The following is a 16,427-nucleotide window of genomic DNA, read 5'->3' on the forward strand; positions in this document are numbered from 1 at the left end:
CTCTTCGATTTTAATCTTGTAAAGTCAGGATCACCCCTATAATGGGGTGGTCCACTACAAAGGGGGGAGTCATGATGGTCCTTAAGACACCTAACCGTGTGATGGGAATCATTTTCTTTCTTTTATCGATCGCTTATTTACTTTATGCGTTTAATATACCACAGTTCAACTTAACGGTTCCTGTTGACTCTGATCTGTTTCCAAAAGTGTTAGGCTTTATGCTTTTGGTGCTGTCGTTCGCCTTATTTTTTGAAAAGGACCGAACAGAAAAAGCGACCGTTTCGCTAAAAGAAGACCAAGGTCGTCCCCAAACAGACCAAAAAATTACAGAATCAGATCAAAAGAGCACAGATTCAACAGACGAAGGTGTGTATCAAGCGCAGCAAAAGAATCATATCGATCATGATGCTAACAATGAATCGATTAGCCGTTGGCAACAACCTTATATGCAAGTCATTTGTACAGTGTTATTCACGGTGTTATACATCGCCTTGTTCGAAAGACTGGGTTTTATTCTCAGTACGGGTATATTTCTTTTTGGTACGACTTACTTCTTTGGCTATCGTCGACATCTCATCAATCTGGCTGTGGCCTTATCTGTATCCCTTATCTTTTATTTCGTACTCACCAAGGCGCTTAATATCTATTTACCACAAGGCCCGTTAACAATTTAAACAATCATGTCATGTTTATATTACACATTATGTAGGGAGGGGAGGTACGAGACGTGGAAACACTAGACAGTTTATTTTACGGCTTTAGTGTAGCCCTTCAGTGGGAGAATCTCATTTTTGTATTTATCGGCGTTCTTGCAGGGACGATAATTGGCATGTTACCAGGTTTAGGACCGGTGAGTGCCATTGCCATCATGATCCCCATTACGTTTGGGATGAACCCTGCATCGGCCCTCATTCTTATGGCAGGGGTCTATTATGGGGCCATCTTTGGTGGGTCAACCTCGTCCATTCTCCTCAATGCACCGGGGGTTGCCGGCACTGTGGCCACATCATTTGATGGGTACCCTCTCGCCAAACGAGGACAAGCGGGAAAAGCCTTAGCCATTGCAGCTTACTCATCCTTTGTTGGAGGGACAGTGAGTATCTTTGGTCTGATGTTGATTGCCCCTCTATTAGCTAAGTTTGCGGTTAGTTTTGGTCCGGCCGAGTATTTCGCCTTGATGGTACTAGGATTAACCGCTGTCGTTTCACTATCAGATAAGTCACTCGTCAAAGGATTAATCGCTGCCGTTGTCGGTGTGATGATTTCTATAATAGGTATTGATTTACAAACAGGGACCCTGAGGTATACGTTCGGCGTGTCTCAATTATATGAAGGCATTGAATTTCTTATCGTTGCGCTCGGTATTTTTGCCCTTGCAGAGGTATTCGTCATGCTAGTAAACGGCGGTCAAAAACAAAACCAACATCATATAGGCTCTTTAAAGTTAAACAAGCGCGAAGTGAAAGAGATGGGACCACCCGTCATCAGGAGCTCCGTGTTAGGGTTTTTTACGGGCGTGTTACCGGGGGCAGGTGCTACAATCGCGTCCTTCTTAGGGTATTCTGTGGAGAAGCGCATCGCCAAGGACGGAGACACGTTTGGAAAAGGCAATGTCAAGGGAGTAGCGGCTCCTGAAGCGGCGAACAATGCCGCCTGTAGTGGCTCGTTTGTTCCCTTACTAACCTTGGGTGTCCCTGGGTCAGGGACCACGGCAGTATTACTAGGGGCCTTGCTTATCATGGGCGTAAGCCCGGGACCACTCATGTTCCAGGATCGTCCTGATGTCTTTTGGGGCGTGATTGCCAGCATGTATATCGGGAACATATTCCTGCTACTATTAAATCTACCCCTCATTCCGTTGTTTGCTAAGATCTTGGAGATTCCAAGAGCCATGTTATTATCCCTAATCATCGTTTTCTGTATGATCGGTGTATATGGCTTGAGTTTCAGTCTGTTCGATTTAGGTTTGCTACTAGGGTTTGGGCTTTTAGGGTTTGGTATGAGGATGTATGGATTTCCAGCCGCCCCTCTCATCCTCGCTCTCATTTTGGGAGATATTATGGAAAAGTCCATGCGTCAGGCTCTACAGATTTCTCAAGGAGATTGGATGGTTTTTATTCACAAACCGATTTCTGTGACGTTACTCGGTCTAGCGCTTCTTTCGTTGTTTATTCCAGTTATCAATAAGATGATAAAGCGCAAGCAAAAGGCTAATATTGAGATGAAAGCTTAAAGACTGACAAAAAATCGCGGGAATCCCGCGATTTTTTTAGTCATCATTAGGACTCTTCAATCCACGCAAGTCCCATTGTCTTATCCCCTGTGTGTGTGCCTGCAACAGGGATGAAGGGCATCGTCACAAACTGTATGTTCGGAAACATGGCTTCGAGCTCTGTCTTCCACTCTTTTGCTTTTGTGAGGTTATCTGCGTGTAACACGCCTACTTTCTTGATGAATGTATCCTCTGTGGCCATTTGTAAGGTCTCAAATAACTTGGCTTTCGCTTTCTTCGCTGTACGAATTTTTTCTTCCACGAGTACAGCACCGTCTTCGAATTTAAGCATTAACTTCATTTTTAGCAGGCTACCTATAAAAGCCTGTAAACCTGTGACCCTGCCACTTCGCTTTAATTGTTCCATATTCTCTGGTACAAAATACATTTTGACCCGATCACTCATAGCGGATATATGATGAACGATTGATTGGAACGACTCACCTTGCTTTGTGAGTTCAACCCCCGTTTTAATCATTTCTGCTAAGGGAAATGAGCCTATTTTAGAATCGATTACTTCGACTGTAAGATCTTCCACTGATTGAGCCGCTGAGTAGGAGCTCTGATATGTACCACTTAATTTGGAGCTACAATGTACAGCGATGGCATGTGTGTATGTGTCTTTCATTTTTTCATAGACGTTGATAAAGTCGCCGTAAGTCGGCTGGGAAGTTTTCGGTAAAACATCGGAGTGGCGCAATTTTTCATAGAACTCATCTGCTGTTATATCTATATTCTCACGGTAAACCTGATCCCCAAAAATAATATGAAGCGGGACAACATGTAAGTCATTCTCTTTAATGAAATCTTCATCTAATGAGCTTGTACTGTCTGTAATCCAGGCGATTTTGGTTTCTTCTTGTGGTGGTTGATTGTTCATCTTTCTCCCCATTTCTTGTACAAATATTTCTGATTCCTATACAACCGTTTTCCTCACTATGCATATTACCATAAGGTTCACAGCAGGAAAAGCTCAATCAATCATTGACGTGTCGAAAACGGTCATTTATAATCATAAATAATCACAAATGACCACATATGATTATAAATGTTATTAGATTAATCAAAAAGCGGTCATGAATGAGAAAAAATACGAATAATTCTGATAATAATGAAGGATGATGCCATGCTTTACGGAGAAGAACGGAAGAAACAAATCATAGAATTGGTCAACCAGAATGGTAGGGCGTCTGTTCAAGACCTGAGTGCATCCTTTCAAGTATCCGAATCCACGATACGACGAGATCTGAAAGAGCTTGAGGAAGAAAGAAAAATAAAACGGGCGCACGGTGGAGCCGTTTCACTGCAGAGTGTTAACTTTGAGCCTTCGGTCACTGAAAAAGAAGTGCGTTATAAGTCTGAAAAGAGAGCCATCGCTCAGCTCGCGGCCACATTTATTGAAGATGGCGATACGATTTTAATAGATTCAGGAACAACAACGATCCATTTAATACCCGAGTTGAAATCGTTTACAGACATTACCGTTGTAACAAATTCCTTACTCATTGCTCAGGAACTACAGTTGAATGAAGGCATTGACGTCATCGTACTTGGAGGCTCGTTACGGAGAGAAACCCAATCTCTCGTGGGTCCCGTGACGAATAAAGCTTTGCATATGATACGGGTGGATAAAGGGTTTATCGCCACCAATGGTCTAGATCTGGAAGAAGGACTGACGACGCCTAATTTAATTGAAGCTGAGACGAAATACCACATGATGCAAGCAGCCAAACAAGTCCTGGTGCTGACGGATCATAGCAAAGTGGGCAAAGTAAGTTTTGCTAAGGTCGCAGGCTTACAAGATATTGATGCCTGTATCACAGATAGTGGCGTACCAAATCACATGGTGCAACAACTAGAGGAACAAGGCGTTGACATGCACATCGTCAACGCAATAGGGGAGGGGACAACATGAGTGAACAAGTGATTACGGTGACCCTTAACCCTGCATTGGATAAAACAGTCACTGTACCCACACTTAAACTGGGGGGGCTGAATCGTGTGAAGCACGTCAGGATTGACCCTGGAGGTAAAGGCATTAACGTTGCTCGGGTGCTCGATCATTTTCAAACGCCTGTGACAGCAACAGGGTACATTGCAGGGACCCATGGTGATCAGTTATTACAACGTTTACAACAAACCAACATCAATTTAGACTTTGTTAGCGTAGGTGGTGAAACCCGAACAAACCTTAAGATTGTAGATGAAGCACAGGGACTAACGACAGAAATAAATGAAAGCGGTTGTGATTTAACAACAGCAGACCTGACGTCCTTGGAGCAGAAGCTCGAACAATTATTAAATGAAGCGTCCTTGTTGGTGTTAGGAGGGAGCTTGCCGCAAGGTGTCCCGCATACGATGTATGGCACAATGATTTACCAAGCAAAATCAAGGGGTGTCCGAACCATATTGGACGCAGACGGCCAAGCTTTAGTGGAAGGGTTGAAAGCGGAACCATATGCGATTAAACCTAACCTATATGAGCTGGAACAACTCGTTGGCACACCTTTAAAAACATTTGAAGCGATCGTCCGTGCAGGGCAAGACATTCTGTCTAACGGGGTTAACCTCGTACTCGTCTCCTTAGGGGAAGAAGGGGCGATCTTATTGAATCATTCTTATGCTTTGAAAATAGAGGCACTTCCTATCACGCCTGTGAGCACGGTAGGGGCAGGAGATGCGATGGTTGGGGCTTTAGCGTACGCGATACAAAACGGTGCGACTTTGGAAGACATTGCCGCATGGACAACGAGCGCCGGGGCGCTTACAGCTTCCAAACCGGGGACACAAGTTTGTACATTACAAGAAACACGAGCGCGACTCCGTGATGTGCAAATGAAGAAAATATAACGCGCAAATAATAGAGAGGAGTGACGACCTTGAAAAAAATATTAGCGGTGACTGCATGCCCGACGGGTATCGCCCATACTTACATGGCAGCAGAATCTCTCGAAAAAGCAGCAAAAGAAAAAAACATAGACATTAAAGTGGAGACACGTGGAAGTGTCGGTGTTGAAAATGGGCTCACCGAACAGGATATTCAGGAAGCGGACGCCATCATCGTGGCAGCCGACACAGATGCCGACGAGGGGCGCTTCAAAGGGAAAGCCATCGTTTCCGTACCTGTCAGCGAAGCGATTAAGGACCCTCACGAACTGATTGATCGTGCCTTAGCTGCACAACCTGAGGAAAAAGATGTTGTGAAGGAAGTAGAGGTGACGAAAGAAAAAAACAATAAAGAAAGAAAAGGCCCTTACAAGCACTTAATGAACGGTGTGTCTTTCATGATTCCACTCGTCGTAGCTGGTGGACTTATTATCGCTCTTTCTTTTATTTTTGGTATTGACGCATTCGAAGAGGAAGGCACACTACCTGCAGCATTAATGGATATCGGTAGCGGTGCAGCGCTCGCCTTAATGGTCCCGGTTCTTGCTGGTTTTATCGCTTATTCTATTGCAGATAAGCCAGGTCTTGCACCAGGACTCATTGGAGGGATGTTAGCGTCACAGCTCGAGTCAGGATTCCTTGGTGGGATTATTGCAGGTTTCTTGGCAGGTTATGTGGCAAAATGGGTGAGAGATTACGTCAAAGTTCCCCAGAACTTCCAGGGGCTTAAGCCTGTACTCATTATTCCATTCTTATCATCGCTCATCGTTGGGCTGCTGATGGTTTACGTGATCGGTGAACCGGCCCGAATGATTATGGGTGGTCTTACAGGTTGGTTAACGGGGCTGACAGGCACGAACGCGATTTTACTTGGACTCATTTTAGGTGCTATGATGTCATTTGACATGGGGGGGCCATTGAACAAAGCGGCATACACTTTTGCCGTGGGATTATTAGGGAGTGAGATGTATGCGCCGATGGCCGCCGTCATGGCAGCAGGGATGACACCCCCACTCGGTTTATGGCTAGCCACTCAATTAGCCCCAAAGTTATACTCAAATGAGGAAAAAGAAGCAGGTAAGGCGGCCGGTGTGCTTGGAGTATCCTTTATCACTGAAGGGGCTATTCCATTTGCAGCAGCAGATCCATTACGTGTTATTCCCGCCGCCGTTGCCGGCTCAGCCATTACCGGTTCGTTATCTATGTTTTTCGGTGCAACCCTTAGAGCACCCCATGGAGGGATATTCGTACTACCGATCCCTAATGCTGTTGGCAATGTTCTCTTATATGGTCTTGCTATTATCATAGGCACGGTAGTCACAGCGGTAGTCGTCAATGTACTAAAGAAATTAAATAACAAACGGGCGGCAGCTTAGCCATCAATCCATCCAAACACACATTTTAAACACATATTTGAGAGGAGTCACTGAATCATGAATATAGCTGATCTTTTAACAGAAGAGTCTATCCTACTTTCACTACAAACAAATGCGAAGGACGCGTGTATAAAAGAATTGACCAATGCGTTAAAAAAGCAAGGTAAAATAAACGACGCAGAAAGCTACGTCAATGCAGTACTGAAGCGAGAGGACGAGGGGACGACAGGCATCGGCTTCGGTGTGGCCATTCCCCACGGAAAATCCAGTGGCGTGACAGAACCCGGCCTCGCCTTTGCCCAGTTAGAAGAACCTGTTGACTGGCAGTCACTTGATGGTGTCCCTGTATCTATTGTCTTTCTGATTGCCGTACCGGAATCACAAGCAGGTAACGAGCACTTACAGATCCTATCTACCCTATCACGTAAACTCATTCATGAAGAGTTTAGAGAAAAATTAAACAAAGCCAAAAACAGCCAAGAGGTCCTACAAGTCTTACAAGAAGCTTAAACATGTATGAACATGTGCGAAAAAACGGAAAAACGCCAGCCGTGGATATTGAAAAACGGCTGGTTTTTTGTGTGGAAGTGTCTAACATTTTTCATATTTTATAGCAACGTGGAAGAGTATGATATGCTAGCCTAGTGATAGAGGTTGTTTAGAGCAATATCATTTACGATAATCTCAATTTTTAGTATGTTATGAGAGGATGAGATTGACATAGTAGAAAGGGGACGATACGTAGGTAAGGAGAGGTCGTTTTAAGTATAACAACAGTACTCTAAAAAGTAGGAAATATTGTGACATTTGTAGGAAAATTTTTATGTTTTGGAAATTGGAGGAAATTAACATGATGCGAAACAGACCTATTAAAATAATCTTTTGGATGACCGCACTTTTTACGGTGATTCTTGCCGGCTCAATTTTGCCACAACAAGCCACTGCGCATACGTATCTAGATACATCAAACCCACAGGAAGGGGAAGTGGTTGAGGAGCCATTAGAGACCATTGAGCTGTTCTTCGAAACACGTATTGAAAATGTTAGCACTTTTTACTTAGTGGATGAGCAAGGCAACAACATTGAACCTGAGAATATTGACGTCGGTGATGACACGATGACAGGTACTTTCTCCGAACCGTTATCTTCAGGTGCCTATACTCTCGAATGGGATATCATTGGGTTGGATGGTCACCGTGTGACGGGATCTTTCCCTTTTGAAGTTGACTACGAAGCTCAGACAGAAGATGACACGGCTCAAGGAACGGAAGAGGGACAAGAGCCGGATGAGTCACCAAATCAAGAAGGGGTATCAGAAGACAGTGAGGAAACAGAGTCTACTGATGAGCCGGCTCAAAATGATGAACAAGCACAACCTGAAGACGAAGCAGAAGATTCTATAGCTGGAGAAGAACAACTTGAAGGTGAGAATAATGCAGAAGGCTCTAGCTTTTCGTGGGTAGGAATTGTCGTATTCGTGGCTATTGTTGCTGGATTGCTATTTACCCTTAGAGGTCGTCGTGCATGATCTATATTGTTCTGGATACACTCTTGTATCTTTGTCTTGCTATCCTAACGGCAAGTTTTATCATTCCAGTCATTCCAGCAGACAAAATACCGAGCATTCACATCCCTAAACGTGTGCAATTGATCACGATTGCTGGCGTGATGTTCCTTTCTTTTGCACCGTTATTGCAGATCGTCCTCATGTATGCGGGTGATTTTGGCTTCTGGACCATTTTTAAGTCTGTGCTTACGTCTTTTGAAGTCGGTGAGGCCTGGATTATCACCGCCTTGTTGTGTGTCACCCTCTTTCTTACTGTGCTTCTTAGTAAGCAAGACAACAACGAAATAGTGACTTTTATGGGCTTATTTTTCAGCCTCTTGCTGATATTATCCTTTAGCTGGGCCAGCCACGCCACATCTTATGCTGGAGAATTAGGGTTTGTGGCCCAAAGTGCCCACGTACTGGCCATCTCAGTGTGGGTAGGGCTCTTATTGGTTGTCGGTTGGTGGGCTCGGGATAACGCCAACATGATGGCATTCTTGAAATGGTTTCACCCTTTGGCAGTGACCTGTGTGATCGTCACGATTGTAGCCGGGTTTGCACTCATGAGTAGCCTTGACCTAAACAGCACGGATATTTATATCCAGTCTTGGGTTATTCCTTATGGTCAAGCGTTATTGATTAAACACATTCTATTCGTGCCGTTGTTAACATTCGCCTTTATTAACGGTTACTTAATGAGAAGAAGGCTAGAGCAAGACGCGACATTTAAGCCTTTTTCATGGATGCGCGTCGAAAGTCTGATCATCCTACTCATATTTTCAGTTACGGCTACGCTTGGTCAGGAATCACCACCACATAACATTGATATGGTGATCTCAACAGAAGGCCCTTCCAACCTTTTTTGGCTCGTATATAACGGATATATTGAGCCGAATATGATGTTGAGCTTAGGGTGGAGCGGGATGAGTCTCGGATTAGGCGTATTCGCCTTGATCTGCTTAGGCGGCATGATAGCAGGGTTTATCAGACGGTTCCCAGCCCTTTTCTCACTTGGATTTGGGCTTGCCTTTGTCGTGACCGGGTACATGGCTCTCATGTTCAGTGTACAGTAAAGAAATAGACGAAAGAGATAAGAAGAGTACTAACAATCACGCTGATAGCGAATCTAACGAAAAAAAGGATGTCTCAAGTTGGTCGTTCAACTTAGAGACATCCTCTTCTTTTTACTTAAAAGCCACCACTGTATCCAACGGGAATAACAGTCCATGAATACGGGGATACAGCTGTACAGAACGTTCTGTTATATGGGGAGGGCTGCACCAATACGTCTTGTGCCTTCATTGTCTAACCGGAGACGGACTCCCTCTGCACGGTGTCTTGTACCGCATTTAACTGTTTTGACTGCTCTAACCGTTCTAGCACATTCATAAAAAGATGAACCAAGACACCACTAAAGGCGACAATGAGCAGTGTGCCGATACCGACTGGCCCTTGGAAAAGGAGAGCCAGAAGCACAAGGGCCACATTGATCATTGTACGAGAGACCGTGATGGTCATCCCTGTCATTTGACGCAGAATGAGCATCATACGATCTAAAGGAATGGGCGCAAAATCCGACTTGAGATAAGTGGCCGTTCCTATTCCCATGATGACCATCCCTAGTAAAAGAACAGCGATTTGACTCACATAGCTGATCGGTTGTACCCATTGGTCTAGTATAAACAGCCAAAAGTCGATACCTGCCCCTGTGATAAACGCTGTTAATAGGGCCAAGTATTCAGGTCTTTGCTTCTGTATTAATGCATTAGAGAAGATCATGATTAGGCCAATAATGATTTCCCAGCTGCCGACGGTGAGCCCGATCGTGTGGAATAAGCCGACAAGCAGAGCATCAAAAGGTGACGTACCCATTTCAGACAATATGGTTAATGCGATGCCAAGCGTGAGTATGAGAATGCCAATAACAAACATACAAAACCTTTTTGTGCTCAAACGCATCATCATGATCACTCCCTTCTGGATTTTTTTAAATGATATGAGTCTGACAAAACGCTCACTAATATCATTCATGATGTAAAACCATCGATCATGATTAATATCCTTATACCAGAGTTATCTTCTCACCTTTCTACCTTAAAATCAACCCCAATATAGCAATAACGTCTAAGGCTGATAATTGGCCCCATATGGGATACACTACTTAAAAAAAGAGAGGGATCGTTTATGGCAATTAAAGGAAGAGAAGGTTTCGGCCATGCTGTGTTTTTAATTCTGGTCTTTGTCGTTTTACTTATTGCATCCATCCTTGCGTTTATGTGGGTTTAAAGACAGCCCCAGTGTGTTGTTGATATGCATGTCTCATACGCAAAAAGGACCCTGTTGGAGGTCCTTTTTTTAGGGAGATAAATAGTAGTGTCCTGATGATGTCACCATGCGTATTAATGAGGTAAACGTCAAAAGTAAGCCTCTTTTGGCTCGTTATTTTCGAGCTTCTTTTCACCAAACGCTAGGCACTTGCGTATAGTAATGGTACATCGGAACAAGAGAGGTGAAAGACATTGACTAGACCTGTCATTAAGCGTGAATCAGGTCAGATTAACGTAACATTTCCAACAGAAACTACATCAGACACCCCTTACGCCCTTCACCGTCAGCACCATCTCGATTACGACCATCATCAACACCTTGCTTTAGATAAGGTCATGAATCAATTAGACCGTCTTGTCGGACTTAAGCATGTAAAGGATTTTGTTTATGAGATATACGCTTGGCTACACATTACTCAACAGAGACAGAAACTCGGATTAAAAAGCTCTCAGCAAACCTTGCACATGGTGTTCAAAGGTAATCCTGGTACAGGGAAAACGACGGTGGCTAGAATCCTAGGTCATCTTTTTCAAGAAATGAATGTTTTATCTAAGGGACACCTTGTAGAGGTGGAACGTGCGGATTTAGTAGGAGAATATATTGGACATACGGCACAGAAGACCAGAGAACTCGTAAAAAAGGCGCTGGGCGGTATTTTATTTATTGATGAGGCCTACTCTCTGGCGCGTGGAGGTACAAAAGACTTTGGCAAGGAAGCAATAGATTGTTTGGTGAAAGCGATGGAAGACCACAAAGATGAGTTTGTGCTCATCCTCGCCGGTTACCCTGATGAAATGGATTATTTTTTAGCGTCAAATCCAGGGCTACCCTCACGTTTTCCTATACAGCTTTCTTTTAAGAATTACACGGTGTCAGAGCTGTTGGCGATCGCCGAATTGATGGTTTGTGAGAGAGAATATCAGTTATCGTCCCAGGCGAAACATAAGATTCGTCAGTTTATAGCAGAGGAGATGCGTAAGCCAGGGAAGAACTTTTCTAATGCTCGGATGGTCCGTAATCTAATAGAAAAAGCGATCCGCGAGCATGCCGTTCGTTTGCTACACCACTCTCATAATACCAAGAATGACTTGATGACCCTGTCTGCAGGGGATTTTGTTCCTTTATCCAAATAATTTATGGTAAGATAAGAAGAATATGAAAGACAAAGGAGACGGACACTTGGTCATGAATGAGAAAGAAACGGCAATGCTCGTTGGATGTATACGTCCAAATCAAACGGAAGCACAAGTAGAGAGCTCGTTACATGAGCTCTCTTTATTAACGCAAACGGCGCAAGCTGAGGCCGTGACAACTGTAACGCAAAAAAGAGAGCGTATCGATCCCTCTTTTTATATCGGCAAAGGAAAGCTAGAGGAAATGAAAGCCGTGATAGAAGAGCTAGACATTGATGTGGCCATCTTTAACGATGAGCTCTCACCGAGTCAAGCTAAGAATATAGAAGGATATCTACCGTGTAAGGTCATTGACCGCACTCAACTCATTTTAGATATATTTGCGATGCGTGCCCGATCTAAGGAAGGGAAGTTGCAAGTAGAGCTAGCACAGTATCAGTACTTACTGCCTCGTATTGTGGGGAAGGGATTGGCCTTGTCTCGTCTCGGAGGCGGTATCGGGACGAGAGGACCAGGGGAGACCCAACTGGAAGTGGAACGGCGTCACATACGCAGAAGGATGAAAGAAATTAAAGATGCTTTAGCTAAAATCGTCTCCCATCGAGAACGTTACAGAGATAGAAGAAAGAAAAACGACGTCTTTCAAGTGGCTCTAGTCGGTTATACCAACGCGGGTAAGTCCACGCTTCTCAACCGCTTAACGGAAGCAGATACCTATGTAGAGGATCAGTTATTTGCCACATTAGACCCAACGACCAAACGTTTAAAACTATCGTCAGGCTATCAGGTGTTAGTCACAGATACGGTTGGTTTTATACAGGATCTTCCTACCTCACTCGTGGCAGCGTTCCGCTCGACGCTTGAAGAAGTGGTCCAGGCGGATCTCATTTTACATGTCATTGACAGTCAAGATCCACAACTATTCAAACATATTGAAGTCGTCGAGAGGCACTTAGAGGAACTAGGGGCTGGGGCCATACCGACCGTGAGGATATATAATAAGAAGGATCTTACGCCTTCAGATGAACTGATTGTCAATCAGCATGATCTCTATTTATCTACCCTATCAGACCAAGATATTCAGCGTGTTCGTCACACGATAGAAGACGCTTGTAAAAGTCATATGATTAAGTATGAACTCTTTTTACCAGCCGAAGTGAGTGGCCTGATGGCCCGGGCACGGCAGCAAGGTTTCGTCGTTCAAGAAGAATGGTCTGATCAGGATGAAGGCTATTACTTTACCGTGTATTTACCCGTGGGACATTCACTTGAGCATGAGATAATGCCTTACCATCGTCATCAATAAAATCAGCAGATGCGACAGTACAGAAAGTAGAGGGGAATGTAGATGTTACAACATTTCGAGCATGGAGAACAGCTTGCACCGATTGTGGCGCAAGTGGAGGACAAGCTTGCTGATCAGTTTAAAGCTGTGCAAAAAACGGTTGAACATAACCAATGGAAGGTGCTTGATGCTTTTAGAAGTCATCAGGTTGGGGATCACCATTTCACCCCCACGACAGGGTATGGTTATGATGATAATGGACGAGATACACTTGAGAGGGTCTATGCTCACGTTTTTGGGACGGAAGCAACCATCGTTCGCCAGCAGATCATTTCAGGTACACATGCGATCGCAACGTGCTTATTCGGTTTATTGCGCCCAGGTGATGAACTCTTATACATTACAGGGCAACCGTATGATACCCTCGATCGTGTCATAGGAAATCCTGAGCAGCCGCAACAAGTACCGGGCAGTTTAGCGGAGTTTGGTGTAGACTACAATTTTGTCCCGTTGAAGAAAGATGGATCATTGGATAGAGAGGCGATTGCTCAGGCCATATCCTCAAAAACGAAAGTCATCGGGATACAACGCTCAAGAGGCTACGATAATAGACCATCGTTTACGGTCCGACAGATTGAAGCGATCATTCGTTTTGTCAAAGAGATCAACCGTGACGTTATAATCTTCGTCGATAACTGTTACGGCGAATTCGTCGAAGAACGGGAGCCCACTCATGTAGGGGCCGATATCATGGCCGGCTCTCTGATAAAAAATCCGGGTGGCGGTATTGTAAAGACGGGAGGCTATATCGTTGGACGAGAGGATTTAATTACGCTTGCCGGTACGCGCCTTGCTGCGCCTGGTATTGGATTAGAAGGGGGGGCTAGCTTGTATTCATTACAAGAGATGTACCAAGGCTTCTTCCTCGCCCCCCATGTCGTAGGGGAAGCCTTAAAAGGAGCCATATTTTCTTCCGCATTATTAGAGCACCTTGGATTTAAGACGGATCCGTTATGGGATGACACACGTACAGACTTAATACAAGCGATCCAATTTGATACGCCTGAACGTCTCATCGCATTCTGCCAAGGGGTGCAAAAAGCTTCTCCTATTAATGCGCATGTCTTGCCTTATCCAAGTGCCATGCCAGGCTATGAGGACGAAGTCATCATGGCGGCTGGTACGTTTGTCCAGGGGGCTAGCATAGAGTTCTCAGCGGATGGACCGCTTCGTCCTCCTTACCTAGGATTTGCCCAAGGTGGGTTAACGTATGAACATGTGAAAATCGGGATCTTAACGGCACTGAATAATATGCTTAAACAAGAGCTATTAGATCTTAAGCCCTGAAAACATGAAGCGTTCATATAAACGAAGATTGAATCACATACTGATAGGGACGCGTCTACAGGGTGTCCCTATTTTACTTTTTAAAAAGTATGTCAGATAATCTGACATAAGTTTGACATTAAAGTTAACATTCTACTACAATAATAAATGTAAGCAGATCGCACAACGTATGAAGCAGGACAGGAGGGATGGTATGAGTCGCGACATTCGTCGAAATATGGCGCTGTTTCCAATGAGTATCGTGATGCAGTTAACTGAATTATCAGCGAGACAAATCCGTTACTATGAGAAACAAGAACTGATACATCCATCTCGAAACAAAGGCAAGCAAAGAATATTTTCACTTAATGACATTGATCGTCTCTTGGAGATAAAGGATTATCTTGAACAGGGGATTAACGTAGCTGGCATCAAGACGATCTTTGAACTAAGGGAACAAGAGCTTCGAGAGCAACGAGAGCAAGAACAAAGAGAGGTATTAGAGAAAAGTGAGAGAAAGCAAGACCTGAGCGAGAGAGAGCTACATAAATGGCTCAAGTCTGAACTTATCTCGGCTAGGGCTGCAGGTCGCGCTGCTTTAACCCAAGGAGAATTATCAAGGTTTTTCCATTAGGCCGGTCCCGAGCACCCTCAGCTTCAGTTGCATCGTTTACCATGACGTAAACGGGTCCTTATTCGGTAGCAAGTTAATTTTAAATATAAACTATTATTGGGGAGGAACTATACTATGGCTAAGAACTACACAAAAGAAGACATTCTGAATCTTGCGAAAACAGAAGATGTTCGATTTATTCGCTTACAGTTTACCGATCTACTAGGCACGATTAAAAACGTTGAAATTCCTGTGAGTCGATTAGAAGATGCACTAGACAACAAAATGATGTTTGATGGCTCCTCTATCGAAGGGTTTGTCCGTATTGAAGAGTCCGATATGTATCTGATTCCTGAACTAGATACGTGGATGGTCTTCCCTTGGACAACAGATGAAGGTAAAGTGGCTCGTCTTATCTGTGACATATATAACGCAGATCATACACCTTTCGAAGGAGACCCTCGTGGCGTACTCAAGCGTGTACTAAAAGAGGCAGAGTCCCTAGGATTCTCTAAAATGAATGTTGGTCCTGAGCCAGAATTCTTCTTATTCAAAACGGATCAGAACGGGGAACCGACGCTCGATGTGAATGACAAAGGTGGATACTTTGACCTTGCACCACTAGATTTAGGTGAAAACTGCCGTCGCGACATCGTCCTAACATTAGAAAAAATGGGCTTTGAAATTGAGGCCTCTCACCATGAGGTCGCACCAGGGCAACATGAGATTGACTTTAAATACACGGATGCTTTAACGGCTGCGGACTATATCCAAACGTTTAAGCTCGTTGTTAAAACGGTAGCGAGAAAGTACGGTCTTCATGCCACATTCATGCCAAAGCCATTATATGGTGTAAACGGATCAGGGATGCACTGTCACCAATCCCTATTCAAAGGCGAAGAAAACACTTTTTATGATGAAAGTGATGAGCTCGGACTAAGTGAAACAGCTAAACATTACCTTGCTGGTATCTTAAAGCATGCCAGAGGTTTTGCTGCGATCACGAACCCAGCAGTCAACTCCTATAAGCGTCTCGTACCAGGATATGAAGCCCCTTGTTATGTGGCTTGGTCTGCAAAGAACCGTTCTCCGCTCGTACGTGTACCGGCTTCTCGTGGTTTAGGCACGCGTATTGAGTTACGTAACCCTGACCCAGTTGCAAACCCGTACCTGGCACTAGCAGCAATGCTAGCAGCAGGTTTAGACGGGATCAAGAACAAGCTTCCACTTGACGAGCCGACAGACCGTAACATCTATGTCATGAATGAGGAAGATCGCGCAGATTACGGTATTGAGAGCTTACCAGCCACATTAAAAGAAGCGATTGACGAGTTCAGTAAGAACGAAGTGATCTACAAAGCTTTAGGAGAGCATGCAGCCTCACACTTTGTAGAAGCCAAAGAAATCGAATGGGATATGTTCCGCACTCAAGTACACCCTTGGGAGCGTGACCAATACTTGACGCAATATTAATGGCTAACGATCGCTACAAACGGTCGTTTAAAAAGATTAACCCCTACGCATACACGAGTATGCGTAGGGGTTTTTTATTTGCAGGTGCTATTTGTAGGGACAGAAAAGGAAATCCAGCCAATAACAACAATATAATCCAGTTAATAACAAATTAGTCCATCACTTACTTAACCCATCAACGGCTAC

Annotated in this window: 15 protein-coding genes; 13 read left to right on the forward strand and 2 right to left on the reverse strand. The window is 44.3% G+C overall.

The annotated features are described in order from the left end of the window. Positions 1–71 precede the first annotated feature (71 nt). Both JKM87_RS01975 and JKM87_RS01980 read left to right on the forward strand, forming a co-directional pair. The gene (locus JKM87_RS01975) at positions 72–674 is read left to right on the forward strand and encodes a tripartite tricarboxylate transporter TctB family protein (protein ID WP_202077349.1); all 603 of its coding nucleotides are present in this window, start codon (positions 72–74) and stop codon (positions 672–674) included. 53 nt (positions 675–727) lie between these two features. Beyond that, positions 728–2,233: a tripartite tricarboxylate transporter permease gene (locus JKM87_RS01980; RefSeq protein ID WP_202077352.1), complete on the forward strand. Its 1,506-nt coding sequence runs from the start codon at positions 728–730 to the stop codon at positions 2,231–2,233. A gap of 46 nt (positions 2,234–2,279) precedes the next feature. On the opposite strand, the gene JKM87_RS01985 is transcribed toward JKM87_RS01980, so the two are convergent. Further along, positions 2,280–3,152: a DegV family protein gene (locus JKM87_RS01985; RefSeq protein ID WP_202077355.1), complete on the reverse strand. Its 873-nt coding sequence runs from the start codon at positions 3,150–3,152 to the stop codon at positions 2,280–2,282. 231 nt (positions 3,153–3,383) lie between these two features. Between JKM87_RS01985 and JKM87_RS01990 the strand changes: the two genes are divergently transcribed. From JKM87_RS01990 to JKM87_RS02015, 6 genes are all read left to right on the forward strand, one after another. Beyond that, positions 3,384–4,187: a DeoR/GlpR family DNA-binding transcription regulator gene (locus JKM87_RS01990; protein WP_236838500.1), complete on the forward strand. Its 804-nt coding sequence runs from the start codon at positions 3,384–3,386 to the stop codon at positions 4,185–4,187. Continuing rightward, a complete protein-coding gene (gene pfkB / locus JKM87_RS01995; RefSeq protein ID WP_202077358.1) occupies positions 4,184–5,122 on the forward strand; it encodes a 1-phosphofructokinase in 939 nt (312 codons plus the stop codon). The genes JKM87_RS01990 and pfkB overlap by 4 nt, the downstream gene beginning before the upstream one ends. A gap of 29 nt (positions 5,123–5,151) precedes the next feature. Next, positions 5,152–6,534, forward strand: coding sequence for a PTS fructose transporter subunit IIC (locus tag JKM87_RS02000; protein WP_202077360.1), 1,383 nt, complete (start codon positions 5,152–5,154; stop codon positions 6,532–6,534). A gap of 57 nt (positions 6,535–6,591) precedes the next feature. Beyond that, a complete protein-coding gene (locus tag JKM87_RS02005) occupies positions 6,592–7,044 on the forward strand; it encodes a PTS sugar transporter subunit IIA (RefSeq protein ID WP_202077362.1) in 453 nt (150 codons plus the stop codon). A gap of 340 nt (positions 7,045–7,384) precedes the next feature. Beyond that, a complete protein-coding gene (locus JKM87_RS02010) occupies positions 7,385–8,062 on the forward strand; it encodes a copper resistance CopC family protein (RefSeq protein WP_202077364.1) in 678 nt (225 codons plus the stop codon). Further along, positions 8,059–9,156 (forward strand): copper resistance D family protein, encoded by a 1,098-nt coding sequence (locus JKM87_RS02015; RefSeq protein WP_202077366.1) that lies wholly within the window; start codon positions 8,059–8,061, stop codon positions 9,154–9,156. Before JKM87_RS02010 ends, JKM87_RS02015 begins: the two co-directional genes overlap by 4 nt. A 232-nt stretch (positions 9,157–9,388) precedes the next feature. Here JKM87_RS02015 and JKM87_RS02020 read toward each other — a convergent pair whose 3' ends face one another. Continuing rightward, positions 9,389–10,042, reverse strand: coding sequence for a YczE/YyaS/YitT family protein (locus tag JKM87_RS02020; protein WP_202078030.1), 654 nt, complete (start codon positions 10,040–10,042; stop codon positions 9,389–9,391). Between the two features lie 560 nt (positions 10,043–10,602). Between JKM87_RS02020 and spoVK the strand changes: the two genes are divergently transcribed. The 5 genes from spoVK (at position 10,603) to glnA (ending at position 16,241) form a co-directional block, all read left to right on the forward strand. Beyond that, complete coding sequence (spoVK, locus tag JKM87_RS02025) at positions 10,603–11,544, forward strand: stage V sporulation protein K (RefSeq protein ID WP_236838502.1); 942 nt, start codon at positions 10,603–10,605, stop codon at positions 11,542–11,544. Between the two features lie 52 nt (positions 11,545–11,596). Beyond that, on the forward strand, positions 11,597–12,850 hold the full coding sequence (gene hflX / locus JKM87_RS02030; protein ID WP_202078034.1) for a GTPase HflX: 1,254 nt from the start codon (positions 11,597–11,599) through the stop codon (positions 12,848–12,850). Between the two features lie 42 nt (positions 12,851–12,892). Then, complete coding sequence (locus JKM87_RS02035; RefSeq protein ID WP_202077368.1) at positions 12,893–14,176, forward strand: methionine gamma-lyase family protein; 1,284 nt, start codon at positions 12,893–12,895, stop codon at positions 14,174–14,176. A 193-nt stretch (positions 14,177–14,369) separates the two neighbouring features. Further along, entirely contained in the window at positions 14,370–14,789 is a 420-nt protein-coding gene (locus tag JKM87_RS02040; protein WP_202077370.1) for a MerR family transcriptional regulator, read from the forward strand. 114 nt (positions 14,790–14,903) lie between these two features. Beyond that, complete coding sequence (gene glnA / locus JKM87_RS02045; protein ID WP_202077372.1) at positions 14,904–16,241, forward strand: type I glutamate--ammonia ligase; 1,338 nt, start codon at positions 14,904–14,906, stop codon at positions 16,239–16,241. The last annotated feature ends 186 nt before the right edge of the window (positions 16,242–16,427 follow it).

Source organism: Caldalkalibacillus salinus (assembly GCF_016745835.1).
In the GTDB taxonomy this organism is placed as follows: Bacteria; Bacillota; Bacilli; order Caldalkalibacillales; family JCM-10596; genus Caldalkalibacillus_A; species Caldalkalibacillus_A salinus.

Excerpts from the sequence above, each read along its gene's own strand:
- JKM87_RS01975 (WP_202077349.1), top strand. The coding sequence starts at position 72 with ATGATGGTCCTTAAGACACCTAACCGTGTGATGGGAATCATTTTCTTT.
- JKM87_RS01985 (WP_202077355.1), bottom strand. The coding sequence starts at position 3,152 with ATGAACAATCAACCACCACAAGAAGAAACCAAAATCGCCTGGATTACA.
- JKM87_RS01990 (WP_236838500.1), top strand. The coding sequence starts at position 3,384 with ATGAAGGATGATGCCATGCTTTACGGAGAAGAACGGAAGAAACAAATC.
- pfkB (WP_202077358.1), top strand. The coding sequence starts at position 4,184 with ATGAGTGAACAAGTGATTACGGTGACCCTTAACCCTGCATTGGATAAA.
- JKM87_RS02005 (WP_202077362.1), top strand. The coding sequence starts at position 6,592 with ATGAATATAGCTGATCTTTTAACAGAAGAGTCTATCCTACTTTCACTA.
- JKM87_RS02010 (WP_202077364.1), top strand. The coding sequence starts at position 7,385 with ATGATGCGAAACAGACCTATTAAAATAATCTTTTGGATGACCGCACTT.
- JKM87_RS02015 (WP_202077366.1), top strand. The coding sequence starts at position 8,059 with ATGATCTATATTGTTCTGGATACACTCTTGTATCTTTGTCTTGCTATC.
- JKM87_RS02020 (WP_202078030.1), bottom strand. The coding sequence starts at position 10,042 with ATGCGTTTGAGCACAAAAAGGTTTTGTATGTTTGTTATTGGCATTCTC.
- hflX (WP_202078034.1), top strand. The coding sequence starts at position 11,597 with ATGAATGAGAAAGAAACGGCAATGCTCGTTGGATGTATACGTCCAAAT.
- JKM87_RS02035 (WP_202077368.1), top strand. The coding sequence starts at position 12,893 with ATGTTACAACATTTCGAGCATGGAGAACAGCTTGCACCGATTGTGGCG.
- JKM87_RS02040 (WP_202077370.1), top strand. The coding sequence starts at position 14,370 with ATGAGTCGCGACATTCGTCGAAATATGGCGCTGTTTCCAATGAGTATC.
- glnA (WP_202077372.1), top strand. The coding sequence starts at position 14,904 with ATGGCTAAGAACTACACAAAAGAAGACATTCTGAATCTTGCGAAAACA.